The 25,755-nt window shown below is 48.3% G+C and carries 26 protein-coding genes; 8 read left to right on the forward strand and 18 right to left on the reverse strand.

The window, feature by feature from the left end; genetic code table 11:
• Positions 1 to 3: 3 nt before the first annotated feature.
• From RYZ26_RS03530 to icmF, 15 genes are all read right to left on the reverse strand, one after another.
• Positions 4 to 465, reverse strand: coding sequence for a 6,7-dimethyl-8-ribityllumazine synthase (locus tag RYZ26_RS03530; protein WP_317681775.1), 462 nt, complete (start codon positions 463 to 465; stop codon positions 4 to 6).
• A complete protein-coding gene (gene ribB / locus RYZ26_RS03535; RefSeq protein WP_317681776.1) occupies positions 465 to 1,589 on the reverse strand; it encodes a 3,4-dihydroxy-2-butanone-4-phosphate synthase in 1,125 nt (374 codons plus the stop codon). Before ribB ends, RYZ26_RS03530 begins: the two co-directional genes overlap by 1 nt.
• Positions 1,590 to 1,591: 2 nt before the next feature.
• Positions 1,592 to 2,185, reverse strand: a complete 594-nt coding sequence (locus RYZ26_RS03540) for a riboflavin synthase (protein WP_317681777.1) — start codon at positions 2,183 to 2,185, stop codon at positions 1,592 to 1,594.
• Between the two features lie 31 nt (positions 2,186 to 2,216).
• Positions 2,217 to 3,377: a bifunctional diaminohydroxyphosphoribosylaminopyrimidine deaminase/5-amino-6-(5-phosphoribosylamino)uracil reductase RibD gene (ribD, locus tag RYZ26_RS03545; RefSeq protein ID WP_317681778.1), complete on the reverse strand. Its 1,161-nt coding sequence runs from the start codon at positions 3,375 to 3,377 to the stop codon at positions 2,217 to 2,219.
• Entirely contained in the window at positions 3,346 to 3,804 is a 459-nt protein-coding gene (nrdR, locus tag RYZ26_RS03550; protein WP_317681779.1) for a transcriptional regulator NrdR, read from the reverse strand. Before nrdR ends, ribD begins: the two co-directional genes overlap by 32 nt.
• An 11-nt stretch (positions 3,805 to 3,815) precedes the next feature.
• Positions 3,816 to 5,099: a serine hydroxymethyltransferase gene (glyA, locus tag RYZ26_RS03555; protein ID WP_317681780.1), complete on the reverse strand. Its 1,284-nt coding sequence runs from the start codon at positions 5,097 to 5,099 to the stop codon at positions 3,816 to 3,818.
• 56 nt (positions 5,100 to 5,155) lie between these two features.
• Positions 5,156 to 5,602, reverse strand: a complete 447-nt coding sequence (gene rpiB, locus RYZ26_RS03560; RefSeq protein ID WP_317681781.1) for a ribose 5-phosphate isomerase B — start codon at positions 5,600 to 5,602, stop codon at positions 5,156 to 5,158.
• Between the two features lie 131 nt (positions 5,603 to 5,733).
• On the reverse strand, positions 5,734 to 6,837 hold the full coding sequence (locus RYZ26_RS03565) for a branched-chain amino acid ABC transporter substrate-binding protein (RefSeq protein ID WP_317681782.1): 1,104 nt from the start codon (positions 6,835 to 6,837) through the stop codon (positions 5,734 to 5,736).
• A 126-nt stretch (positions 6,838 to 6,963) separates the two neighbouring features.
• A complete protein-coding gene (locus RYZ26_RS03570) occupies positions 6,964 to 7,308 on the reverse strand; it encodes a DUF6867 family protein (protein WP_317681783.1) in 345 nt (114 codons plus the stop codon).
• Positions 7,309 to 7,320: 12 nt separating this feature from the next.
• Positions 7,321 to 8,031, reverse strand: a complete 711-nt coding sequence (locus tag RYZ26_RS03575; protein WP_317681784.1) for an ABC transporter ATP-binding protein — start codon at positions 8,029 to 8,031, stop codon at positions 7,321 to 7,323.
• Complete coding sequence (locus tag RYZ26_RS03580) at positions 8,031 to 8,906, reverse strand: ABC transporter ATP-binding protein (RefSeq protein WP_317681785.1); 876 nt, start codon at positions 8,904 to 8,906, stop codon at positions 8,031 to 8,033. Before RYZ26_RS03580 ends, RYZ26_RS03575 begins: the two co-directional genes overlap by 1 nt.
• A complete protein-coding gene (gene livM, locus RYZ26_RS03585) occupies positions 8,903 to 10,213 on the reverse strand; it encodes a high-affinity branched-chain amino acid ABC transporter permease LivM (RefSeq protein WP_317681786.1) in 1,311 nt (436 codons plus the stop codon). The genes RYZ26_RS03580 and livM overlap by 4 nt, the downstream gene beginning before the upstream one ends.
• A gap of 5 nt (positions 10,214 to 10,218) precedes the next feature.
• A complete protein-coding gene (locus tag RYZ26_RS03590) occupies positions 10,219 to 11,133 on the reverse strand; it encodes an ABC transporter permease subunit (RefSeq protein ID WP_317681787.1) in 915 nt (304 codons plus the stop codon).
• A gap of 368 nt (positions 11,134 to 11,501) precedes the next feature.
• A complete protein-coding gene (locus tag RYZ26_RS03595) occupies positions 11,502 to 11,732 on the reverse strand; it encodes a DUF6898 family protein (protein WP_317681788.1) in 231 nt (76 codons plus the stop codon).
• Positions 11,733 to 11,819: 87 nt separating this feature from the next.
• Positions 11,820 to 15,083: a fused isobutyryl-CoA mutase/GTPase IcmF gene (gene icmF, locus RYZ26_RS03600; RefSeq protein WP_317681789.1), complete on the reverse strand. Its 3,264-nt coding sequence runs from the start codon at positions 15,081 to 15,083 to the stop codon at positions 11,820 to 11,822.
• A gap of 440 nt (positions 15,084 to 15,523) precedes the next feature.
• Between icmF and RYZ26_RS03605 the strand changes: the two genes are divergently transcribed.
• On the forward strand, positions 15,524 to 16,816 hold the full coding sequence (locus RYZ26_RS03605) for an O-acetylhomoserine aminocarboxypropyltransferase/cysteine synthase family protein (protein WP_317681790.1): 1,293 nt from the start codon (positions 15,524 to 15,526) through the stop codon (positions 16,814 to 16,816).
• A gap of 74 nt (positions 16,817 to 16,890) precedes the next feature.
• Positions 16,891 to 17,904: a porphobilinogen synthase gene (gene hemB / locus RYZ26_RS03610; RefSeq protein ID WP_317681791.1), complete on the forward strand. Its 1,014-nt coding sequence runs from the start codon at positions 16,891 to 16,893 to the stop codon at positions 17,902 to 17,904.
• 67 nt (positions 17,905 to 17,971) lie between these two features.
• Here the strand turns inward: hemB and RYZ26_RS03615 are convergent, their stop codons facing one another.
• Together RYZ26_RS03615 and RYZ26_RS03620 are read right to left on the reverse strand one after the other, a co-directional pair.
• Positions 17,972 to 18,469 (reverse strand): chemotaxis protein CheW, encoded by a 498-nt coding sequence (locus tag RYZ26_RS03615; RefSeq protein WP_317681792.1) that lies wholly within the window; start codon positions 18,467 to 18,469, stop codon positions 17,972 to 17,974.
• Positions 18,470 to 18,615: 146 nt separating this feature from the next.
• Positions 18,616 to 19,458 (reverse strand): alpha/beta fold hydrolase, encoded by an 843-nt coding sequence (locus RYZ26_RS03620; RefSeq protein ID WP_317681793.1) that lies wholly within the window; start codon positions 19,456 to 19,458, stop codon positions 18,616 to 18,618.
• A gap of 88 nt (positions 19,459 to 19,546) precedes the next feature.
• Here RYZ26_RS03620 and RYZ26_RS03625 point away from each other — a divergent pair, with 88 nt between their 5' ends.
• Positions 19,547 to 20,326, forward strand: a complete 780-nt coding sequence (locus RYZ26_RS03625; protein WP_317681794.1) for an enoyl-CoA hydratase-related protein — start codon at positions 19,547 to 19,549, stop codon at positions 20,324 to 20,326.
• A gap of 2 nt (positions 20,327 to 20,328) precedes the next feature.
• On the opposite strand, the gene RYZ26_RS03630 is transcribed toward RYZ26_RS03625, so the two are convergent.
• The gene (locus RYZ26_RS03630; protein ID WP_317681795.1) at positions 20,329 to 20,802 is read right to left on the reverse strand and encodes a flavin reductase family protein; all 474 of its coding nucleotides are present in this window, start codon (positions 20,800 to 20,802) and stop codon (positions 20,329 to 20,331) included.
• Positions 20,803 to 20,938: 136 nt separating this feature from the next.
• Here RYZ26_RS03630 and RYZ26_RS03635 point away from each other — a divergent pair, with 136 nt between their 5' ends.
• From RYZ26_RS03635 to RYZ26_RS03655, 5 genes are all read left to right on the forward strand, one after another.
• Positions 20,939 to 21,454: an RDD family protein gene (locus tag RYZ26_RS03635; RefSeq protein ID WP_317681796.1), complete on the forward strand. Its 516-nt coding sequence runs from the start codon at positions 20,939 to 20,941 to the stop codon at positions 21,452 to 21,454.
• Positions 21,455 to 21,472: 18 nt separating this feature from the next.
• Positions 21,473 to 22,192, forward strand: a complete 720-nt coding sequence (locus tag RYZ26_RS03640) for an arginyltransferase (protein ID WP_317681797.1) — start codon at positions 21,473 to 21,475, stop codon at positions 22,190 to 22,192.
• A 175-nt stretch (positions 22,193 to 22,367) separates the two neighbouring features.
• The gene (locus RYZ26_RS03645) at positions 22,368 to 23,462 is read left to right on the forward strand and encodes a TRAP transporter substrate-binding protein (protein ID WP_317681799.1); all 1,095 of its coding nucleotides are present in this window, start codon (positions 22,368 to 22,370) and stop codon (positions 23,460 to 23,462) included.
• Between the two features lie 75 nt (positions 23,463 to 23,537).
• On the forward strand, positions 23,538 to 24,083 hold the full coding sequence (locus tag RYZ26_RS03650; RefSeq protein WP_317681800.1) for a TRAP transporter small permease subunit: 546 nt from the start codon (positions 23,538 to 23,540) through the stop codon (positions 24,081 to 24,083).
• A 2-nt stretch (positions 24,084 to 24,085) separates the two neighbouring features.
• Positions 24,086 to 25,657, forward strand: coding sequence for a TRAP transporter large permease (locus tag RYZ26_RS03655; RefSeq protein ID WP_317681801.1), 1,572 nt, complete (start codon positions 24,086 to 24,088; stop codon positions 25,655 to 25,657).
• The last annotated feature ends 98 nt before the right edge of the window (positions 25,658 to 25,755 follow it).

Raw genomic sequence — 25,755 nt, forward strand, 5'->3', positions numbered from 1 at the left:
AGGTTATCTCGGCAACAGGTGAAGTTCTTTTTTCAACTCGATCATGTCCAGACATGCACGTGCGGCTTTACCGCCAACGTCTTTCTGGTCACGATCCGCGCGAACCAAGGCTTGTTCACGGTTTTCAGCCGTAATCATGCCAAATCCATGGGCCAGATTGTATTGAACGCTCAAATCCATCAGGGCACGTGAGGTTTCGTTGACCACCACGTCATAGTGCGTTGTTTCCCCACGGATCACACAGCCAAGGCTGATGAAACCTGCGTAACGAGAGCCAATTGCACCCACTTTCATGGATTGAATGGCATAGGAAAAGGCAGGTGCCAATTCAAATACGCCCGGCACTTTAAACCGTTTCAGTTCATACCCCTTGCCTTCAAATTCTTTTTCAACAGAGGCATAAAGCTGATCTGCGATATCATCGTAGAAGCGGGCTTCTGCAACAAAAATACGTGGGGCTTCCATTATTCATTCTCCAATGTCGGGATGGGCTTTTGATCTACAATAGCAAGACCGTAGCCTTCCAGACCAATAATATTTTTACGTTCGGAATTACTCAGCAGAACCATATCGCTGATGCCAAGGTCGAGCAGGATTTGGGCACCTGTGCCGTAATCGCGCAATTGACCGGACGGTTTTTTACCCGTGGCATGGGCCTGTACACGTTCAGACAGGCTGGAACGTTGTGGTTCACGGATCAGAACGATGACACCACGACCCACATCAGCGATGTGGCGCATGGCGTTATGCAGTTCTTTTTCTTTACCTGCGCTGTTATCACCCAGAACATCGTCCAGAACGTTCAGCGCGTGCATACGCACCAGCACGGGCTCGTCCGTTGTGATGTCGCCTTTTACCAGGGCAACGTGTTCTGCATATTCGACGTTATTTGTGTAGACACGCATGTCAAACTCACCGCCATAAAGGCTGTTGAGCTTGGTTTCTGTCTTTTTCTCGATGATACGGTCATGTTTGCGACGATATGCGATCAAATCAGCAATGGTTGCGATCTTCAGGTCCAGACGCTTGGCGTAATCGACCAGATCAGGCAGGCGTGCCATGGACCCATCATCGTTCATAATCTCACAGATGACGCCGGACGGGTTCAGGCCGGCCAGACGGGCCACATCAACAGAAGCTTCTGTATGACCAGCACGTACCAACACGCCGCCATCACGTGCACGTAGCGGGAAAATATGGCCAGGTGTGGCGATATCTGCGCGCGATGCATTTTCAGCAATCGCTGTCTGGATCGTCAGGGCGCGGTCATGGGCAGAAATACCTGTGGTGACGCCTTCACGGGCTTCAATCGAAATGGTGAAAGCGGTTTCATGACGTGACGCATTGTGGGTTGTCATCAAGGGCAGACCAAGATGATCAATGCGGTCCCCTGTCATGGCAAGGCAAATCAGGCCACGGCCATGTGTTGCCATAAAGTTGATGGCAGCGGCATCACATTTGTCACCGGGGATAATCAGATCGCCTTCATTTTCACGGTCTTCATCGTCAACGAGGATGAACATTTTCCCGTTTTTGGCATCTTCGATAATTTCTTCGATGCTGGACAGGTATTGGCTGTAATCAGTCACTTTTAATTCTCGTCCTTTTCCAGAAGGCGCGCAACATATCGCGCCAACATGTCGATTTCCAAATTCACCTTGTCCCCAACCTTGGCTGCCCCCAGGTTGGTCACTTCCATAGTATGAGGAATTACATTGATGCCGAACACATCATTTTCAACCTCATTTACGGTGAGAGAGATGCCGTTTAGCGTAACTGAGCCCTTGGGCGCAATGAAATTCTTTAATTCTTGGGGAGATTTGAACTTAAAACGATGAGAATCCCCTTCTGTGGTGATGGAAACAATTTCTGCAACGCCATCGACGTGGCCGGAAACGATGTGACCGCCCAGTTCATCGCCAACGCGACACGCGCGTTCAAAGTTGATCGGGCTGCCAACTTCCCAGTCGCCCATGGTCGTTTTTGAAAGGCTTTCTGCTGATGCTGTGATGGCAAACCAGTTATTGCCTTTTTCCACAACGGTCATGCAGGCCCCGTTACAGGCGATGGAGGCGCCAATGTCCACGCTGGACATATCGTAAACGGTTTCAAATTCAAAACGTGTGTCACCTGATTTTTCAATGGCTTTGACTTTGCCTAAATCAGTGATGATGCCTGTAAACATGGGAATACAGCCTTTCTTAACAGTACTTTATTTAAATATCCAAATCGCGGCGACGATAAATCTCAACGAGGTCATCGCCTGAATTATATGTGCCTTGGCGATCAAAAAACGGTGTTTCTTCCAGATGGTCCACGCCAAATGCTTGCACAGCCGGGATGCCGTCATGGCCCATCATGCGCGGGGCGCGCATCCAGGTCAGGCGATCTACCAGCTTGCGACGTAGCATGGCGGCTGCCAGATGGCTTCCGCCTTCCACCAGCACGCGGGTCAGCCCGCGATTTGCCAGTTCTTCTGCAACCCAACTAAGCGTAATACCACCATCTGTGTCTGAAACGTTTGACGGTGTGATCAGTTCCATGCCCGCTTCCTGATAGGCTTGGGCACGGATATCATCCTGGTCACCTAGCGTGATCATCCAGGTGGGAATTTTATGGGCATGTGTGACCAAATGGTTGGTCAGGGGCAGACGCATACGGCGATCCACCACGATACGCACAGGGGAATGACCTTCAAGTCCGTTTAAACGACAAGTCAGGTGCGGATCATCTTGCGATGCGGTTCCAATCCCGACCATGATAGCATCGTGATTGGCACGCAGCAGATGGCCTTGTTCGCGGGTTGGCTTTTCCGTAATCCATTTGCTTTCGCCCGTATGAACGGCGATTTTGCCATCCAGCGTTGTCGCCATTTTCATGGTGAACATGGGGCGGTTTTTCAACACTTTCAGGAAGAAACCTTCGTTGACTTCTAAAGCTTCGTCGCGACAGACGTTCATCACAACCTTGATGCCAGCCTCTTTCAGCATCTTGATGCCACGACCGGAGACACGGGGGTCTGGGTCTTCAAGCGCCACGACAACGCGCGTAACACCTGCTTCGATCAGGGCTAGGGCGCAAGGTGGGGTTTTACCATAGTGGGAACATGGTTCCAGCGTCACATAAGCAGTAGAACCACGGGCATTATCCCCTGCCCGTCCCAACGCTTCGGTTTCTGCATGGGGACGCCCACCGGGTTGGGTCCAGCCACGGCCAATGACGATATTGTCTTTGACGATGACACAGCCGACAGCCGGGTTCGGCCACACGTTGCCAAGCCCGCGTTTGGCAAGCTTGAGGGCCGCTTTCATGAAGCCAGCGTCATCCTGTGACGGCGTTGGGGCCTTATTCTTGATGTGTTCCCAAATTTTCGACAAAGTCCTCGAAGTCCTTTGCTTCACGGAAGTCTTTATAGACGGATGCAAATCTTACATATGCCACTTTATCCAAATCTAATAAAACGTCCATAACCTTTTCACCGATAGCGGCAGATTGGATTTCAGTTTCACCGGATGTTTCCAGTTGGCGCTGGATAGAGCTGACGATACGTTCGATTTTTTCTTCTTCAACGGGGCGCTTGCGAAGCGAAATACGGATGGAGCTTAGAAGTTTTTCCCGATCAAACGGTTTTTTGGTGCCATCGCGTTTTACCACCGTCAATTCACGTAACTGCACCCGTTCAAACGTTGTAAAACGTGACGAACAGGCTGGGCAATAGCGACGACGGCGGATGGACACGCTGTCCTCTGTGGGACGGGAATCCTTAACTTGGGTATCATGGTCACCACAGAAGGGACAGCGCATCTTATCGTTCCTTAAAAGTCTTTGTATACCGGGAATTTAGCACACAGTTCGCCAACTTTGGCGCGGACTTCTTTTTCAACAGCTTCGTTGTTGTCTTCACCGTTGGCAGCCAGGCCATCCAGAACGTCAGAGATCAGGTTGCCGATCTGTTTGAATTCTTCTTCCTTGAAACCACGTGTTGTACCAGCAGGTGTGCCCAGACGAACACCTGATGTTACCATTGGTTTTTCCGGGTCAAACGGGATGCCGTTTTTGTTACAGGTGATGCCTGCACGTTCAAGCGCTGCATCGGCCATTTTACCAGTGACGCCTTTGGGGCGCAGGTCAACCAGCATCAGGTGGGTGTCAGTGCCGCCAGTAACGATGTCACAGCCGCGTTCAACCAATGTGGCAGCCAGTGTTTTGGCGTTTGCAACAACTTGTGCCGCATAATCTTTAAACTCAGGGCGCAGTGCTTCGCCGAATGCAACAGCCTTGGCTGCGATTACGTGCATCAGCGGGCCACCTTGCAGACCGGGGAAGACTGCTGAATTGATCTTTTTGCCCAGATCAGCGTTGTTGGACAGGATCATGCCGCCACGTGGGCCGCGCAGTGTTTTGTGTGTTGTTGTGGTCACAACATCAGCGTGCGGCAGTGGGCTTGGGTGAACACCACCGGCAACCAGACCCGCAAAGTGTGCCATATCAACCATGAACAGCGCGCCAACTTTGTCAGCGATTTCACGGAAACGGGCAAAATCGATCTGACGTGGGATCGCAGAACCACCAGCAATGATCAGTTTTGGGTTGTTTGCAACAGCGATTGCTTCAACTTCATCATAGTCGATGTCTTGTGTTTCGCGTGATACGTCATACTGAACAGCGTTGAACCATTTACCAGATTGTGCAGGTGGGGCACCGTGTGTCAGGTGGCCGCCAGAAGCCAGTGTCATGCCCATGATGGTGTCGCCCGGCTGCAGAAGCGCCTGAAAAACAGCACCGTTTGCTTGTGCGCCAGAGTGTGGCTGTACGTTTACATATTCGCAATCAAACAGCTTTTTTGCACGTTCAATCGCAAGACCTTCGGATACGTCCACATATTCACAACCACCGTAGTAACGGCGACCTGGGTAACCTTCGGCATATTTGTTGGTCAGGACTGTACCTTGGGCTTCGATCACAGCGCGAGACACGATGTTTTCAGAAGCGATCAGTTCGATTTGATCCTGTTGACGACCCAGTTCTTCGCGTGTGGATGCGTACACTTCTGGGTCTGAGTCCGCCAAGGAAGCAGTAAAGAAATTTTCAAAAGACATTTGTATGAGCCTTTCCAATGAGGGGATTAAAGAAATTGCTTTTTAAGAACGATGCTTCAAAGCGGTGGATTAGAAAGTTTTTCGACGCGGCGCTCATGGCGCCCACCTTCAAACTCTGTATTCAGGAACACATTCAACGCATCAAGTGCCGTTGTTTGACCTGTTGTGCGATCACCAAAGGCAATGACGTTTGCGTTATTGTGTTCACGACATAATTTGGCCCCTAATGCGTCATGTACAAGGGCACATCTGACTTCAGGGAAGCGATTTACTGCGATGGAGATACCGATGCCGGATCCACAGACCACAACACCGCGTGAAACAGTACCGTCTTTGATTGATTGGGCAAGTTTGTAGGCGTAATCCGGGTAATCCACAGACTCGTTGCCGTCACAGCCATGATCCAGAACGTCAAAACCCTGGTTTTTCAGTTCGTCAATAATCGCGTTTTTCAGGTTAATACCGCCATGATCGCAGGCGATTGCAATGGTTTCAGCAGCCATGATCCGTCTATCCTTATGAATGCATATCATGTTTTGGCGATTATGTAGCACAGCGTTTGAAAAGCGACAACGAAAAAGCCCGATGAAAAAGACTTTCACCGGGCTAATTCTTCTAACAGATAACAATCAGATTATTTTTCTGCGTAGTTACCTTCGTTCCATTCGTACCAAACATACGCACGGCCGTCAGTGTCGCCCTTTTCATCGAAAGAGAATTCACCGATAACAGTTTTGAAACGTGTGTTGTGCAGTTGCTTGGCGACTTTATCAACGTCAGCTGTTTTGACTTCAGTTGCAGCCTGTGCCCAAGCTTGGATGGTTGCATAAGTATAAAGTGTGTAACCTTCCGGGTCGTAACCTGTTTCAGCAAATGCGTCTACAACGGCTTTTGCTTCCGGGAAGTTGCGTGGTTCTGGGCCGAAGGTGAAGAGTGTGCCGTCACCAGCCTGACCAGCGATGGAACCGAATTCAAGGCTGTTCAGTGCATCACCAGAGATCAGCTGCAGGTTCAGGCCCTGCTCTTTAGCCTGACGTACGATCAGACCGCCTTCCGGGTGGTAGCCGCCAAGGTAAACAACTGATACTTTTTCTTTTTTCAGTTTAGAAATCAAAGCAGAGTAATCTTTTTCACCTGCTGTGATTGGCTCGTACATGGCTTCTTTTTTGCCCGCTGCATTCAGGGCTTTTTTCATTTCATCAGCCAGACCTTTACCGTATGCAGTTTTGTCGTGGATGATTGCTACATTGGTATCAGCATAGTTTTTGGCAACAAAGGCACCGGCTACGCTACCTTGCTGGTCGTCACGACCACAAACACGATATACGCGGTCATAGCCTTTTTCTGTCAGCGTCGGGTTTGTTGAAGCTGGCGTAATCATTGGAATGCCTTCTTCGTGATACACGTCAGAGGCCGGAATAGAGCTTGAAGAGCAGAAGTGACCTGCTACAAACTGTACGCCTTGGTTTACCAGGTTGTTTGCCACAGATACGGCCTGTTTAGGGTCGCACTGGTCATCGCCGTATAGAAGTTCGATTTTTTCACCGTTAACACCGCCTTTGGCGTTGAGGTGTTCAACAGCCATTTCTGCGCCACGCTTCAGTTGTTCACCAAATGAAGCAAGCTGACCTGTGAATGGACCTGCAACGCCGATTTTAATATCAGCTTGTGCAACATTTGCGCTCAGAACCATGGCTGCTGCAGCGGCAAACAAAGAAGTCTTAAATGTTTTTGTCATGTGTGACAGTCTCCCAATTATAATACGGATCTAACCAAATCCGTTCAAAAACCCGTTTAGCAGGAATTGCTTCAGGGCAAAACTATGATTACTCTATTGACGAAATTCAATAGTGAAATCATGGATTTATTCATTTATTTCTTTCCAGCCGAATAATCCTGCACGCTTATACTGCCAAGGATATTGCGACACCATCTTTGACGCACGGGTCGCAAGGTAAGACAGTATGGCAACGAACAGTAAAACAGCGGTGTCAACCAGATAGCCCTGCAAGGACAAAAGCGGCCCTTCAAACAGTGCAAACGTTAGAAAACGATCAGCCAGGCCCAACAGGACCATGTATGGCACAATCTGCCACATAGGTCGCCATGTGGAGGCTAACGCCTGTCCCGTCATATAGGCGCAAAAGCCTGCAATAAGACATGTCAGTCCAAGAAAGACACCAAGTGATACACCTGTAATGGATTCCATTTCTATATCTCCTTAATGTCCGCCTTCAAGATAAGCAGCGCGGACTTCTTCACTGGCAAGCAGTTCCTGTCCTGTGCCACTCATCGTGACTTCACCATTGACCAGAACATAGCCGCGGTGAGCCAGTTTCAGGGCGTGATAGGCATTTTGTTCAACAAGAAAAACAGTCATTTTTTCCTGCTCATTAATCTCTTTAATGATCTCAAAGATTTGACGCACCACAAGTGGGGCCAGACCAAGTGAAGGTTCATCCAGCAACAACAATCGGGGACGTGCCATCAAAGCACGGGCAATTGCCAGCATCTGCTGTTCCCCACCGGATAAAGTCCCGCCACGCTGGTCAATACGTTCTTCCAGTCGGGGGAAGAGCTTAAAGACACGTTTGAGGTCTTCATCGAAATATTTCGGATCAGTGGTAATCGCCCCCATTTGCAGGTTTTCGTAAATCGTCATACGTGGAAAAATGCGGCGACCTTCCGGTGACACGGCGATTCCGTTTGAAACGATCTTGTCTGTAGGTTTGCGGGTGATATCTTCGCCTTCAAAGGTGATGTTGCCACTTGAAGCTTGCGGGATACCACACATGGTCATCAGGGTGGTTGTCTTCCCTGCCCCGTTGGCACCGATCAAGGTGACGATCTCACCTTCGTTAATCTCAATATTGATGCCTTTTAAGGCTTCAATACTACCGTAGTGGGTATGAACGTCAGTAAATTTAAGCATTACACGTTCCCCCCTTCAAAGTCTTGTGCCACTTCGGGCGGGAGTTCTTCATCTTCTTCTTCACCCAGATAGGCACGAATAACGGCCGGGTCGTTTTTGACATGTTCAGGGGTGCCATCTGAAATCTTGCGGCCATAATCCAGCACGACCACATGATCAGACACTTCCATGACCATGGACATATCATGTTCAATCAGCAACAGACCGATCTTTTCTTCTTCTTTAATGAATTGGAAAAGTTCGTTCATTTCCAGTGTTTCTTTGGGGTTGAGACCCGCAGCAGGCTCATCTAGGCAAAGGGCCTGTGGCTGCGTACACATAGCGCGTGCAATTTCCAGACGGCGTTGGTCACCATAAGGCAGGTTGCCTGCATCCCAGTCAGCCTTTTCATAAAGGCCAACCTGGTTTAGCCAGTGTTTCGCCAGTTCAACGGCCTCGGCTTCAGATTGTTTGTAGGTTGGCAAACCCAACAAGCCAAAGATGGAGAAACCGGATGCCTTCATCAGGTTATTATGTTGTGCAACCAACAAGTTCTCCAGAACAGTCATGTTACTGAACAGACGGATGTTTTGGAAGGTACGGGCAACACCTGCAACCTGTGGAATGCGGAAACCATCCATTTGTTCCAGATAGAATTTTTCCTGTTTTACTGGATGATGGAGAGTCAAACGCCCTTCAGTCGGCTTGTAAAAACCTGTCAGACAGTTAAAGACAGTTGTCTTCCCTGCCCCGTTTGGACCGATTAGTGCGGTAATTTGTTCGCGCATCGCTGTGAAAGATAAATCACCAATAGCGACAAGGCCTCCAAAGCGCATGGTCAGGTGTTCGACTTCCAAAAGTGGAACGCCTTTGATTTCATGTGAGAGATCACTCATTTCGCAGCCCCCTGTTCAAATTCTCCTTCTTTATGCATACGAATGGTGGGATTTCGGCCTGACAGCAGGCCTTTTGGTTTCCAGACCATTACCAGGACCATCAGTCCCCCGAAGGCGAGCATGCGATATTCTGCAAGTTCCCGGAAAACTTCCGGACCAAGCACGAGGACGATGGAAGCTAGCACGACCCCAACCTGGGACCCCATGCCACCAAGTACCACGATGGCGAGGATGATCGCTGATTCAATGAAGGTGAAAGATTCAGGACTGATAAAGCCCTGACGGGTTGCAAAGAAGGACCCGGCGAAACCTGCAAACATGGCACCGATAGCAAAAGCTGACAGTTTGGTATTTGTCGGGTTGATACCGAGCGAACGACAAGCGGTTTCATCTTCACGTAACGCTTCCCAGGCACGACCTACAGGCAGTTTACGAATGCGAAGTGTAAACAGGTTCGTAATGAGCGCGAGGGCGAAAATCAGGAAGTAGAAGAAGATGAATTTATGGAGCGTTGAATATTCGATGCCCATCAGTTCATGGAATGGTGGCAGGCCATCTTTTCCACGGCGGGAAAATTCTGCCAGGCCAAAGAAAGAAGGTTTTGGAATGGAGGAAATGCCATCCGGGCCACCGGTCAGTTCGTACCAGTTCAACAGGACGACACGGATAATTTCACCAAACCCAAGGGTCACAATGGCAAGATAATCACCCCTGAGCCTGAGGACCGGGAAGCCAAGGATGATCCCGAAACTTGCCGCAAAGACGCCAGCCATGGGCAGGCAAATCCAGAAAGACAGGTCATAGGTGGTGGCTAGAAGCGCGTAGGAATATGCGCCTACCGCATAGAAAGCCACATATCCAAGGTCAAGTAGACCTGCAAGGCCAACCACGATGTTCAATCCCCACCCCAGCATGACGTAGATCAGCACGTATACAGCCAGGTCAAGGGAGTGACGGTTTGCCATGGGGGAAAATGGGAAGATGATGACGGCAGCTAACAACAGTACCAGCAGGATGTTGCGGTTCTTGTTAATAGTCGTTCCGATGGAACCTGCTGCATTTCCAGCAGCCTCTCCTACAGAAGGAAAGAATGTCTGTTGACCGATGGAAATGGTCAGGCGACCAAAGAATACAACAACCGCAGCAACCAGAACCCAGTTAAAGCGAGGTTCGGCTGTCAGTGTGCCGTTAACGTCAAATGTTTTAAAACCCGCCAGTGGCAGCGCGAGAGCCGCTGCGATCAGGGCGGCAAGACCTGCTTCTTTGAGCAAGGCCAGCATATCGATATTTTGATTTTGTGCAGACATGTAACTTATACCTTCTCGATCTCAGGTTTACCAAGAAGGCCGGTCGGACGGAAAATCAGCACCAATACAAGAATAGAGAATGCCGCAACATCTTTATATTCGATGGTGAAGTAACCAGACCAGAAGGCTTCGATCAGGCCGATCAATAATCCGCCAAGCATGGCACCGGGTAAGGACCCGATCCCGCCGAGAACCGCCGCTGTAAAGGCTTTCATGCCAGCAAGGAAGCCGATGAAGAAGTCGATAACACCGTAATAAAGCGTAACCATCAAACCAGCAACGGCAGCAAGGGCTGCGCCCATGACAAAAGTGGTTGAAATGGTGCGATCAACATTTACACCAATCAACGCTGCCATTGTGCGATCTTGTTCGGTCGCGCGTTGGGCCCGTCCCAAAGACGTCTTATTGATGATCAGGGTAAAGATCGTCATCAACACAATGGTCAAAATAATAATGAAAATCTGTAAATAACTGATCGTAACGGTGAACCCGTCCTTTTCCATAATTTCAAATCCGCCTGAAATCAGCGGCTGAAGCGGCTTGACGCGTGCGCCTTGCAGAACCTGAACCAGGTTTTGCAGGAAGATGGACATACCGATGGCGGAAATCAGCGGCGCCAGACGGAAGGAACCTCGCAGCGGTCGATAGGCCATGCGTTCAACCGTCCATCCCCAGATGGACGTAAACAGCATAGACATGATTAACGCGACCAAAAGCGCCAGTGGCAACCAAAGTCCGCCAAGTAGTGTGAGGATAAGGAACGTGATCATCGAAACAAAAGCACCGATCATATAAATTTCGCCGTGGGCGAAGTTGATCATGCCGATAATCCCGTAAACCATGGTGTAACCAATTGCGATCAATCCATAGATGGATCCCAATGTGACACCATTAATCAGTTGTTGGGTAAAATATTCCATTTTTGCCTTTAGAAGTCTCTCAAAAGTGGGGCGACACCAAACGATCCCGAAAACGAGATTGTATTTCTAAAGTGGAGTGAAATGTTTTGGGACAAACGATTTCTCACCAGATGAAGCCTAACCAAGATTTAAACCCCAAAGCCTATGTCAGGATTTAAATGAATGAATTTATGAGCATAAATAGCCCTTTGTTTATTAGAATTGACCCTATCTCAGCGGTGGGTCATGTCAAGAAAAATGAATCTTTTGCTGCATTCATTTTGACCTTGCAGGAAGAATGATGGAAAATATGAAAAATAGTTATAATTTTTTTGGAAATGAGGAAGTTTTCTTCTTCTTTGTGCTGTAGCTGAATTATAGGCAGTCTTTTATGCTGTCCAGTCCTGTCGATTCTGTTCAGTTTGTTTCTGAAGTTTTTTTGTCAGGATGTATTCGAGCTTTCTATGGGCCGCCCTTTTGAGGACTTCTTCGCCCATTTTGACCGGACCTGTCGAAATTGCTTCCGTTCCACTGTTTGGATCAATGGCAGAGACGCGCAGATAGTTTCCGTATCTACGGATTTCAAAATAACACTGTGTAACTTTTACGCGTTGGTTCATTCTTCACTTAAAAACAAAAAAATGGCACTACAGCTATAATGTAGTGCCATTTTTTATAGTGTCCATAGCTTTTAGAAAAGCTGTAATTTACATATTACGGCGATATTGCCCGCCGACTTCAAACAAGGCATCTGAAATCTGACCGAGGGAGCAGTATTTAACCGCTTCCATCAGAACTTCAAACATATTGCCATTGGCGCGTGCGACATCTTTCAGTTTCGCGATAATGGCTTCACCGTCTTTTGCGTTACGCTGTTGGAAGTCTCTCAAGCGATTGATCTGGCTTTCTTTTTCATCTGTTGATGAACGAGCCAGTTCAGGTGTCAGTGGTTCTTCTTCCTGTGGATTCAGGAAGGTGTTTACACCGATGATTGGCAGAGAGCCGTCATGTTTCTTCATTTCATAATATAAAGATTCATCCTGGATCAAGCCGCGCTGGTAGCCGGTTTCCATGGCACCCAAAACGCCGCCACGTTCAGAAATACGCTCGAACTCTTTCAGAACGGCTTCTTCAACCAGGTCAGTCAGTTCTTCAACAATGAAGGCACCCTGGTTCGGGTTTTCGTTTTTCGCCAGACCAAATTCCTGGTTAATGATCAACTGAATGGCCAGGGCACGACGTACAGATTCTTCTGTCGGTGTGGTAAAGGCTTCGTCATAAGCGTTGGTGTGCAGGCTGTTGCAGTTGTCATATGTCGCCAGAAGCGCTTGCAGCGTGGTACGGATATCGTTGAAATCCATTTCCTGTGCGTGCAATGAACGGCCAGAAGTCTGAATGTGGTATTTCAGTTTCTGGGAACGTTCGTTCGCACCGTATTTGAAGCGCATGGCTGTTGACCAGATACGACGTGCCACGCGGCCAAGAACCGTATATTCCGGGTCCATCCCATTTGAGAAGAAATAAGACAGGTTTGGTGCAAATTCATCAATGTGCATGCCACGTGCCAGATAGCTTTCTGCAAAGGTGAAACCGTTGGAAAGTGTCAATGCCAGCTGAGAAATCGGGTTCGCACCTGCTTCAGCAATATGATAGCCGGAGATGGAAACTGAATAGAAGTTCCGCACATCGTGATCAACGAAATACTGTTGAATATCGCCCATCATTTTCAGGGCAAATTCTGTTGAGAAGATACAGGTGTTTTGGCCCTGATCTTCTTTCAGAATATCAGCCTGAACGGTACCGCGAACGTTTGCCAGCGTCCATGCTTTGATCTTTTCAATCTCTTCATCAGTTGGAACGCGATTGTTATCTTTTTCAAACTTTTCAAGTTGTTGCTCAATTGCTGTGTTCAGGAACATCGCCAGCAACATCGGTGCCGGGCCATTTACTGTCATGGAAACAGAGTTGGCAGGCGCACAAAGGTCAAAGCCGCCATAAAGGACTTTCATATCATCCAGAGTCGCAATGGAAACGCCGGAGTTGCCGATTTTACCATAGATGTCCGGGCGATGATCCGGGTCCTGACCGTAAAGGGTGACAGAGTCAAAGGCGGTTGAAAGACGTTTGGCATCACTGTGTTGTGAAAGGTATTTGAAACGCTTGTTCGTGCGGAAGGCATCGCCCTCCCCCGCAAACATGCGGGTCGGGTCTTCGCCTTCACGTTTGAAAGCAAACACGCCTGCTGTGTACGGGAAGCTGCCGGGAACGTTTTCTTTCAGAAGCCATTTCAGGATTTCACCTTCATCTTCAAACTGTGGCAGGGAAACTTTTGGAATTTTTGTGCCGGACAGAGACGTGTATGTCAGTTCCGTGCGGATCTCGCGATCACGGATTTTTACGACATATTCGTCGCCTGCGTAGTTTTCTTTAACTGTCGGCCAGATTTCCAGCAACTTATGGCAACGACCGTCAAGTTCCTGATCACGTTCCTTGATCAGTTTCTTGATCGCTTTCTTGCCCTTCTCGCCCGCTTCTTCCAGCATACGATTGGTTTCACGCAATTGCTGGCGTTCGCGTGCGATTTTGGACTGTTTTGCGATTTCCTGATGGTAACCTCGCACAGTATCAGCAATATCAGCCAGATAACGGCGGCGTTCTGGTGGAACGATCGCTGTTTTTGGGGAAGAATGGCGAATGCCAGGGGACTTTTTCAGTGAAGTTTTGATTTTGCCCAGCTTTTGTTCCTGAAGCTTTGTAACCAGCTCATAATAAAGCGCAGTCACACCTTCATCGTTAAAGCGCGAAGCGATGGTACCAATGACAGGCATGTCTTCTGGGGCTGCGTGGAATTCTTCACGGTTACGCAGAACTTGCTTGGCAACATCACGAAGGGCGTCCATCGCACCTTTACGGTCAAATTTGTTGATCGCGATCACCTGGGCGAAATCCAGCATGTCGATTTTTTCAAGCTGGGAAGCCGCACCGAATTCAGGCGTCATCACATACATCGGAAAATCGACGTAAGGAACGATGCCCGCATCACCCTGACCGATCCCGGGGGTTTCAACGATCACAAGATCAAAGCCTGCAAGTTTACAAGCGCTGATCATAGAGGTCATGCTTGGTGGAACTTCGGACTTGTTGTCACGTGTCGCAACGGAACGCACATAAATGTTTTCCACATTGTTGGCATTCATACGAATACGGTCACCCAATAGCGCGCCACCTGTCTTACGGCGGGTTGGGTCAATCGCGATAACGGCGATACGTGGCTCATCAGAATACATGCGGAAACGGCGGATCAGTTCGTCTGTCAGGGATGATTTACCAGCACCACCTGTACCTGTGATCCCCAGAACCGGAATTTTCGTGCCAATTTTCTCAGCACCATCATCCAGCTGTTTTTGCAGCTTTTCTGGCAGTTGCTCATTTTCAAGCGCCGTCAGGATACGGGCAAGATCGTTCGTATCGCCTTTTTTCAGCTTTGTCAGGCTTTTTGGGCAGGAAATGTCTTTTGCTGGGGCATAGTCAGAACGTTTGACCATATCCTGGATCATGCCTTCAAGCCCCATCTTGCGGCCATCTTCAGGGGAATAGATTTTCTCTACACCATGGCTCATGAGGTCCTGGATTTCATCAGTGACGATTACACCGCCACCGCCGCCGAAGACCTTGATATGGCCTGCACCGCGTTCTTTCAGAAGATCGATCATATATTTGAAATATTCAACGTGACCGCCCTGATAAGAGCTTACGGCAATGCCTTGCGCGTCTTCTTCAATCGCAGCTGTCACGATTTCGTCAACAGAGCGGTTGTGGCCCAGGTGAATGACTTCAGCGCCATTGGATTGCAAAATACGGCGCATGATGTTGATTGATGCATCGTGGCCGTCAAACAGGCTTGCCGCTGTTACAAAGCGTACAGGGTTCTTGAGTTTAAGTGCCTTTTTCTTAGTGCTACCGTCTGGCATGTGATCCTCCCAAAAAGATGATGAAATAAATCGGTACTGTAATACCGAATTGTTTCTTTTTTTAAACGCCCTAACCTGATAAGGGGAGGACGTTGCAAAAAACCAACCTGATTTTTCAAGTTGGTATCAAATCAATAATTACGTTTACGTAAACGTAAAGCAATGGATCGGGAAGGTAAAGTAAAAAAATGTTAAAACTGCATGGCAATCGGATTCCGTAATCACAGAGTATTGGATTACCAAAGCTTTCCCTTTTTCAATCTGGATAGAAAATTTCTAAAAGTTGGTGGCAAGAGTTTTGGATGATTGCCATATGCGTTTTTTCTAAAGTTGTTGCGGGTAATGTGAAGGTCCGAAAATGGCGAAGCTGCTTGACGCACACCTTTTGAAATGGTCTTGTGTTCGCCAATCTCTAATTAAATTTAAATAAGGATAGGACCATGTCTGATAAACAACTGCATCCCGAAACATTGGCACTTCACGCGGGTTACCGTAATGATCCTGGCGCAAAATCTGTTGCTGTGCCGATCCATCAGACAACATCCTATCAATTCGACAGTGCTGAACATGCCGCCAACCTGTTTGCGCTGAAAGAGTTCGGCAACATCTATACCCGTATCATGAACCCAACGACGGATGTTCTGGAACAACGTCTTGCGGCGATGGAAGGCGGCGTGGCAGCACTGGGTGTTTCTTCCGGTCAGTCAGCAGCAACACTGGCGATCCTGAACCTGTGTAGCGCGGGTGATAACTTCGTCACGTCAACGGACCTTTATGGCGGAACCTGGAACCTGTTTGCCAACACTTTTAAGCAAATGGGCATTGAAGCGCGCTTTGTTGATCCGGCTGATCCAGAAGCTTTCCGTACAGCGACAGATGACAAGACACGTTGCTACTTTGCTGAAACACTGCCAAACCCGAAACTGAACGTTTTCCCGATTAAAGAAGTGGCTGATATTGGTCGCGAAATTGGCGTGCCGCTGATTGTTGATAACACAGCAGCACCCGTTATTTGCCGTCCGCTGGAACATGGTGCGGCTGTTGTGATGTATTCCACAACCAAATACATCGGTGGTCACGGTACCAGCATCGGCGGCATGATCATTGATGGCGGTAACTTTGACTGGGAAGCTCATGGTGATCGCTTCCCTACCCTCAATCAGCCTGATCCGTCTTATCACGGTGCCGTCTGGACGGAGGCTGTAAAGCCACTGGGTCCAATCGCTTATATCATTCGTGCTCGTGTAACGCTGCTGCGTGATATCGGTGCGGCGGAAAGCCCATTCAATGCCTGGCAGACCATTCAGGGGCTGGAAACACTGCCTCTGCGCATGCGTCAGCATTGTGAAAATGCCGATAAGGTGGTTGAGTTCCTTAAAGGTCATGACAAAATCACAAACGTGATCCACCCAAATGTTGCTGAAGGTGAAGCAAAACGCCGTGCAGAAACTTATCTGAAAGGCGGCAATGGTGCCTTGATCGGTTTTGAGCTGGCAGGCGGTCTGGAAGCTGGCCGTACCTTCATTGATTCCCTCGAACTGCTGTATCATGTTGCGAACATTGGTGATGCACGTTCTTTGGCGATTCACCCTGCAAGCACGACGCACTCCCAAATGACGGAAGAAGAACAGTTGATGTCTGGTGTGACAGCTGGTTATGTGCGTCTGTCCATCGGGATTGAGCATGCCGACGATATCATTGCCGATATCGAACAGGCTTTGGCAAAAGTGTAATCTTTGCCATAATTTAAGCATAAACGCCGTGCATATAGTGCGCGGCGTTTTTCTTTGATGAAGGGGGATTTAAAGTGTCACGTCCGCATTTTCTTACCAATGCTTCTTATCCACGTACACGCATGCGCAGAAACCGTCAGACGGAATGGACCCGTCGTATGGTGCGTGAAAATAATCTAAGCGTTGATGATCTGGTCTGGCCGATCTTTGTTCTGGAAGGTGAAAACCGCCGTGAAGCAGTTGCTTCCATGCCGGGTGTTGAACGGTTATCTGTTGATTTGCTGGTTGAAGCCGTGGGTGAAGCATATGACCTGGGTATTCCGGCGATTGAAGTTTTCCCCTACACTGATGACGACCTGAAGACGCCTTGTGCGAAGGAAGCGCTGAATAAGGATAATCTCGTCTGTCGTGCCGTGCGTGCTATCAAGGCAAAATACCCGGATATGGGCGTCATTACCGATATCGCGCTGGATCCTTACAACAGCGAAGGTCATGATGGTTTGGTCAAGGATGGCGTTATCCTGAATGATGAAACCATTGATGTCTTGTGCCAACAGGCTATCGTTCAGGCAGAAGCAGGCTGTGATGTGGTTGCCCCGTCTGACATGATGGATGGTCGTATGGGAGCAATTCGGGATGCGCTGGACGGTGCAGGTTTCCAGAATGTGCAGACAATTTCCTATGCGGCTAAATACGCCTCTGCCTTTTACGGACCATTTCGTGATGCAGTAGGTTCTGGTAGTGCGCTGGGTAAAGGCGATAAGAAGACCTATCAGATGGACCCTGCCAATACCGATGAGTCTTTGCGCGAAGTCGCCCTGGATATTGCAGAAGGGGCTGACATGTTTATGATCAAGCCGGGTATGCCGTATCTGGACATTGTGCACCGTATTAAAGAATCTTTTGGGGCACCTGTGGCGGTTTATCATGTCAGTGGTGAATATGCGATGCTGAAAGCGGCTGTTCAAAACGGCTGGCTGGACAATGACCGTGCCGTTCTGGAAAGTCTGATGTGTTTTAAACGTGCGGGCGCTGATGTGATTTTTACTTATTGCGCTGTGGAAGCCGCGAAACTGTTACAGAAGTAAACCGAACAAAGAAAAAGGGCCGCAGAGAACAATCTCTTGCGGCCCTTTTTGATTCTGTAATCTGATTTTACGCAGATTTAACGTCGCCTGTTTGGATATCAAGCATACGATCTACATCCAGAACAACCATCAACTTGCCATCCAGACGATAGACGCCGGAAGCAAATTCGCGCCAGATCGGGTCAAGCGTGCTTGGGTTGCGTTCATAATTCTTTTCATCAAGGCTGAGAACTTCACCTACTGTATCAACAAGCAGGCTGTAGAGTTCATTTACATGTTCAACCGTTACGCCCATACTTTGGCCGTCATCCTGGCGCTTTGGCAGGCCAAGGCGGACACGTACATCAATTACGGTAACGATACGACCACGCAGGTTAATAGAACCTGCCACTTCTTTCGGCGCCAGTGGGATAAAGGCGATATGGTCGGGCATCAGGATGTCCTGAACCTTCAGGACGGGGATACCAAAAAGCTGTCCGTCAATTTTAAAGGTAACGTAATCTTCCAATCCGTCCCCTTTAATGAGGTCTGTGGACTGTCCATCAGTCGTAACGAGCTGGTTCATGTTTCTTTCTCCGGCCTTTAACTCTTTGGCGTATTTGTTCTTCAGGCCTCAACGAAGCCATCCCTCAAATGATTTAAAAACAAATCTACACAAAAATCTACTAAAGAGTTAACCAAATTATTGATTTCTTCGACTTATTTATAAAATTAGCTGTTCAACCATTGTTTTACAAGTCCGATTTGATCTTCATCCATCAAGGTTGGTGCATGCCCGACTTGTGGGATTTCAACCAGTTCCGCATCTGGTCCGCGTTTTAACATTTCTTGAGCGGTCTCACGGGTAAGTAAATCAGACTTTTCACCGCGTAAAATCAGGACCGGGCATTTGACCGCATCCCAAAGTGGCCATAAATCCACATCAACAGGTTCCGATTCACGAATGGGAATGGCCAATGCGGGGTCGTAATGAAGAGCCAGTTTGTCATCTTCACAACGTTTCGCACTATGTTCGGCAAGGTGTCGCCATTGTTTATCTGTCAAATTGCCGAAAGGTTCATGGACCAGTCGTAAGTGTGCTTCCAGTTCGTCCATGGAGTTGAATTTTGGGTTTAGGCCTAAATAATCTGCGATACGCGCCAGAGATTCCTTGGGGATGAATGGACCCACATCATTTATAATCAGGCGCTGGATTGGCGAATTGGGTTGTGCCGCCAGCATCATGCCGATAATGCCGCCCATAGATGTGCCAATCCAGTCGATTTTTTCCTTCCCGATCCGGGCGAGCAAGGCGGCCATATCATTTACATAGACTGGGAAGCCGTAATCTTGTGGGTTGATCAGCCAGTCGCTATACCCCCTGCCCGCAATATCTGGGCAAAAGACGTGATGGCTGTCAGACAGGCTTTGTGCGAAATCGTCGAAATCCCGACTGTTTCTGGTTAAACCATGCACACAAACAGCGGTGTGTGACGCGTTATCCTTGCCCCATTCCGTATAGGCAATTTTGTGAAAACCGTGGGGGCCAAGACTGAGAAAACTTTTTTGCTGCATGGGAGGTGTTATCCTTTTCAAACCAATTGCCTTATTTTTCAAAGTTGATAGTTTGGAAGTCAAACAATTTATTTACTGGAGCCGAAAAATGTCCGACCCAATTTTAGTACAGCGCGAAGGTGCCATCGTTACCGTTGTTCTGAATAACCCGGAAAAACGAAATGCACTGACCAAACCTGCCTGGGCCAAGCTTGGGGAGGTTATGGAAGAATTGTCTAAGGACAATGATCTGAGATGTGTAATTTTGCGTGGCGCTGGTGATGAAGCTTTTGCAGCAGGCGCGGATATTGGGGAATTTCCGACGGAACGTTCTTCGGCTGCGCAGGCTAAAGCCTATGGAGAAGTCGTAACCCGCACCGTAAAAGCGATTGAAGAATGTCAGCATCCGACCATTGCGTTGATCAAGGGGGCTTGCACAGGGGGCGGACTGGAAATCGCTTGTGCCTGTGATATGCGAATTGCCGGGGAAAGTTCCCGGTTTGGGGTGCCGATCAATCGTTTGGGACATACGCTGGCCTACCCGGAGCTGGACGCCATTTTACGTCTGGTTAGCCCGGCTGTCATGCTTGAGCTCTTGTTGGAAGGCCGTGTTCTAGACGCTGACTATGCGCTGCGTGTCGGAATGATTAACCGCATTGTTGAAGATTGGGAAGTTGAAGAGGAAGTGCGCGTGGTTGCTGATCGCATCGCCAAAGGTGCGCCACTTGCTGCACGCCTTCACAAGAAAATGGTTCGACGTTTAAAGCAGCCTGCCCCGCTCAGCCAATCAGAATTGGACGAAGCCTTTTCTACATGTGATTCCGAAGACTATCAGGTCGGGTTTAAAGCTTTTATGGAAAAGAAAACGCCTGTATTTAAAGCCAAATAGGTTTAAAGCGTTTTGTAGCCGCCTTTGTAATAGAGCAAGGGTTCTGATTTTTCAGATTGTTCCAGATTGGTGACTTCGCCCACAAAAATGGTGTGGTCGCCACCAGGGTGCGCTGCTGCACGTTTGCATTCAAGATTTGCCAATGTACCTGAAAGGACAGGAACACCGTTTTGTCCCTCTTTCCAGCCGACGTTGCTGAATTTATTGTCGTCTGATCCTGCAAACAGGTTGGAAATATCTTCCTGACCAGCTGAGAGAATGCCGATGTTGAAGTTTTTAGTATCGGTGAAAATCTCACAAAGCTGGCTTTCGTTTTTCAGGGAAAACAAAACCATGGGTGGCTCCAGCGATACGGAGGCGAAGGAATTAATCGTGACACCGATCAGGTTTTCGTTTTCATCCTTGGTCGTGACAACAGTAATTCCTGTTGCGAATTTTCCAAGTGCATCTCTGAAATCTCTTTGATCAATGCTCATTTTTATTTCCGTAGGTTTTAATTTACGATGTTTCAATAGAGATCAAAACAAACCACGTCAATGGTTGTTTATTCTAAGTTATCGCCTTACCTTATGAAATATATGGAGTCAATTGCACGATTACGAAGGAAAAATGATGTCAGGCAGAAGTTCCAAGGTCCCTGCGCCGCAGTGGCAACGCTTTGAAGAACACAAAAAAGCCGAAGGCCCAGACCCTGTTGAATATCCAGATTATTATGACGGGATATCTGTAAAACGGATTATTGCCTATGCAATTGATTTTCTGATTTGCGCCGTGGTCGGTTTTATTGGTGCGATTTTCGCAAGTGTTGTGGGCTTGATGAGCTTTGGTCTGTTGTTTGGGCCGTTGATGGCCTTGCTTGCCTTGATCCCGATTACTTATCACACGCTGTTGATCGGTTCTTCGCGTGCTGCCACATTGGGGATGCGGTTTGTGGGTATTCGTGTCTATCGGCTGGATGGCGAGAGACCTGAAATGTTGCAGGCCTTTATTCAGACGGCGATTTTCTTCTTTACTGCGCCGCCGACATCCTTCTTAATTCTTATTGTATGTTTGTTTAATACCCGACAGCGCTGTCTTCATGATATACTTGCCGGAACAATCGTATTAAATGATCTTGAACAGAAATAAACAGGTATAGAACGTTAAATGCGTCCCGATCGGATACAGTCTAAAGTCTTTTTTTATACGACCTCGCCCCTTGCCTGCCCGTATCTGGAAGGCAAGGTTGAACGTCGTATTGTGACGGAACTGTCCGGCAATGATGCAGATACATTGCACAACGCCTTGTCAAAAGGTGGCTTTCGCCGCAGCCATTTTATGGCGTATTCTCCTGTCTGTCCTGACTGCAGTAGCTGCATTCCCGTTCGTGTTGATGTGGCGAAATTTAAATTCAGCAAGAGCTGGCGACGACTGCAGAACAAGTTTTCAAATATTGCAGGCAATCCCTGTGCCCCAGCGGCCACACAGGAACAGTTCATGTTATTTGAAAGCTATCAGCAGAAACGGCACTTTGATGGTGATATGGCCCTGATGGACTTCTTTGATTACCGTTCCATGGTGGAAGAAACGCCTGTTGAAACCTCCATTGTGGAATTTCGCGATGATGGTAAACTTGTCTCTGCTTTATTGATGGATCATCTGGATGACGGTTTGTCTGCTGTTTACAGTTTCTTTGACAATGACAAACAGTATCAGGGACTGGGCAATTTTATGGTGTTGTGGGCCATTCAGCAAGCCATGGAAAATGACCTGCCTTATGTCTATTTGGGCTACTACATCAAAGAGTGTCGAAAAATGTCGTATAAGGCACGCTACACTCCCCTTGAAGGATGTGTTGATGGTCTTTGGACGGCATTGGATACCTAGTACTACCTAGAAAATACCTAGATATTGCAATGCAGTACGCATTTATTGGTACCGAGAATCAATTGCATCTCTTTTGGAAGCCACGTAAGCTAATCATACATTGGTAAAAGATTACCAACACCCGGAATAACAGGCCGGGTACAGATTTTTTAATGTGATTAGGGAGGTTTTTCACATGAAGCGTCGTGATTTTCTAGCCGGAGCTGCTGCAGGTGCTGCAGTCGGTGCTGCATCTACAATTTCTTCGCCAGCAATTGCGCAAAACAAGCGTACACTCAAAATGGTTACAACTTGGCCGAAGAATTTCCCAGGTCTGGGAACAGGTGCTGCACGTGCCGCAAAACGTATCACGGACATGTCTGATGGTCAGTTGACTGTTAAATTGTTTGCTGCTGGCGAATTGGTACCGCCATTTGAATCTTTTGATGCTGTTTCCAGTGGAACAGCTGATATGTACCACGCTGCTGAATACTATTGGCAGGGTAAACACAAAGCGTTTAACTTCTTCACAGCTGTACCTTACGGTCTGACTGCGAACGAAATGGATGCATGGATTCACCATGGTGGTGGTCAGGAACTTTGGGATGAACTGGCCGCTGGCTTCAACATTAAACCATTTGCTTGTGGTAACACTGGCGTTCAGATGGGTGGTTGGTTCAACAAAGAAATCAACACGGTTGAAGATCTTAAAGGTCTGAAAATTCGTATGCCTGGTCTGGGTGGTGAAGTACTGCGTCGTCTTGGTGCGGCTGCTGTATCCCTGCCGGGTGGTGAAATCTTCCCATCGCTTCAATCCGGTGCGATTGATGCGACCGAATGGGTTGGCCCATGGAACGATCTGGCCTTTGGTTTCTACAAAGTGACGAAATATTACTACTCACCAGGCTTCCACGAGCCAGGCTCTACACTGTCTTGCGGTGTGAACCTTGATGTGTGGAAATCTTTGACACCAGCACAACAACACATCATTCAAAATGCGACAATGGCTGAAAACAACTACATGTATGCGGAATTCAATGCCCGTAACGGTGACAGCCTGGATGTATTGTTGAAGAAACATGGCGTTCAGGAACGTACTTTCTCTGATGAAGTCATGACTGCAATCGGTAAAGCTTCTGGTGAAGTTATGCGCGAAGTTGCCGCTTCTGATGAAATGTCCGGTAAAGTCTTCAAGAACTTTACTGACTTCCGTAAGAAGGCAATCAAGTGGTCTGATAAGTCTGACTTCCAGTACATGAATGCTCGTAAATTGCCATTCAAATACGACTAATGTCACAAATTTGGGCGACCTCATGACGCGTGAGGTCGCCCTTTTTGTATTTATCTCTTTTTCAGGAGAAAAACCTTGGGTTCTCTTGCAGCGTTAATGCGCTTCATTGATGGATTAAATCAGACAGTTGGTAAAACAATTGCGTGGTTGGCGGTCATTATGGTCATCACCCAATTTTCCGTCGTTGTCATGCGTTATGTTTTCGGCATCGGTTCAATTATGATGCAGGAAGCAGTCGTTTATATGCATTCATTTCTCTTTATGGTCGGTGCTGGTTATACCTTGCTTCACAATGGCCACGTCCGTGTTGACGTGTTCTACCGTGAAGCCAGTGTGCGTAAAAAAGCCGTCATCGATATCTTCGGTGTTGTTTTCCTTTTACTTCCCGTTTGCCTGTTGATCGGCGATAGCTCATGGAAATATGTCTATCAGTCCTGGTCAATTTTTGAAGGGTCAAAGGAAACCAGCGGTATTCACGCTGTCTTTCTACTTAAGTCCGTTATTCTAGTTTTTTGCGTTCTCTTGGGCCTGCAAGGCATTGCGATGGCGCTTCGTTCTTTCCTCATTCTCAAAGGGGTTGTTGTCCCGGAGGAAGATCATGAAATTCACGAGGTGCCTTAATCATGGAAATCGCTGAAATTCTTTGTATAGCCATGTTTGCGGTAACCTGTGGCTTCCTGATGTTTGGTTTCCCGGTTGCCTTTACACTGGCTGGTGCCAGCATCTTCTTTGCTGCCCTTGGTGTAGCAATGGATGCTTTCACCTGGAGCCTGTTTGGCGCGCTGCCGTCACGTATTTTCGGTAACGCAATGACCAACGAAGTCCTGATTGCCGTCCCTCTCTTCATCTTTATGGGCGTCATGCTTGAACGTTCAAAAGTCGCAGAAGAATTGCTCGACAGTATGGGGATGCTTTTCGGTTCCATGCGCGGTGGTCTGGGTGTTTCCGTATCCATCGTAGGGGCGCTGCTTGCAGCATCTACCGGGATCGTTGGGGCGACTGTGGTTACGATGGGGCTGTTGTCCCTGCCAACCATGCTGAAGCGTGGCTATAACCCTTCCCTTGCCTGTGGATCAATCTGTGCAGCAGGGACCCTAGGGCAAATCATTCCACCTTCCATTGTGTTGGTATTGCTGGGTGACCAAATCTCAAACGCTTATTCTGATGCGCAACGTTCTTTGGGGAACTTTTCGCCCGAACCTGTCTCTGTTGGGGACTTGTTTGCCGGTGCGCTCATTCCTGGTCTTGGCTTGGTTGGGATGTATATCCTCTACCAATTGCTGGTGGCCTGGTTTAAACCAGAAACCTCCCCACCAATTCCTGCTGAGGAATTGAATGTGGATGGTCTTGGCAAGCGTATTGCCCATGCTCTTATCCCGCCAATCGTTCTGATCGTTGCTGTACTTGGTTCTATTCTGGCTGGTGTTGCGACACCTACCGAAGCAGCTGCTGTTGGTTCTGTTGGCGCAATTTTGTTGGCTGGTTTGCGACTGGATGAAAGCCATGGAGGCCCGTTCTATGGGGCTGGCTTGGCTCTGGTCATTATGCTTATTCTGACCAATACCATGGACCTGCGCCTTGGCATGAATGAAACCAGCATGGCCGATACCATCGGAATTGCTGCAGTGTCTCTCTGTGGATTGGTTTTGGCCTTTGGTATCTTTATGGCGCTGAAACGTGTTTATCAGGCTGAAATCCTGGCGAACGTGTGTCGCTCCACTATGGATATCACCTCTATGGTCTTTGTCATCCTGATCGGTGCGTCCGTCTTCTCCCTCGTTTTCCGAGGGCTTGGCGGGGACGATATGGTTCACGAAATGCTGTCTGACCTGCCAGGTGGTGTTGTGGGTGCCATGATTGTTGTGATGCTGGTGATGTTCTTCCTTGGGTTCTTCCTGGACTTCATCGAAATCACCTTTGTTGTGGTGCCGATTGTGGCCCCTGTCCTTCTGATGATGGACCTGAACCCTGTGTGGCTGGGTGTGATGATGGCAATGAACCTGCAAACATCCTTCCTGACACCACCTTTCGGTTTCGCCCTCTTCTATTTGCGGGGTGTTGCGCCAAAATCTGTCACGACGATGCAGATTTACAAAGGTGTGGTTCCATTTATCATCATTCAGATGATTGGTCTGGGCCTTTTGTCCTTGTTCCCTGGTCTGGCAACCTGGTTGCCGACAGTGATCTTCGGATAAGAAAACAACTGACCCGTCCTAAAATACGTTGACGGTTTTAGGTTAAGCCCGTTGCTTTTGGCAGCGGGCTTTTCTGTGCATTTGGTTTGGCGTTTTCA

The sequence above is a fragment of the Terasakiella sediminum genome, from assembly GCF_033100395.1.
Lineage (GTDB): Bacteria > Pseudomonadota > Alphaproteobacteria > Rhodospirillales > Terasakiellaceae > Terasakiella.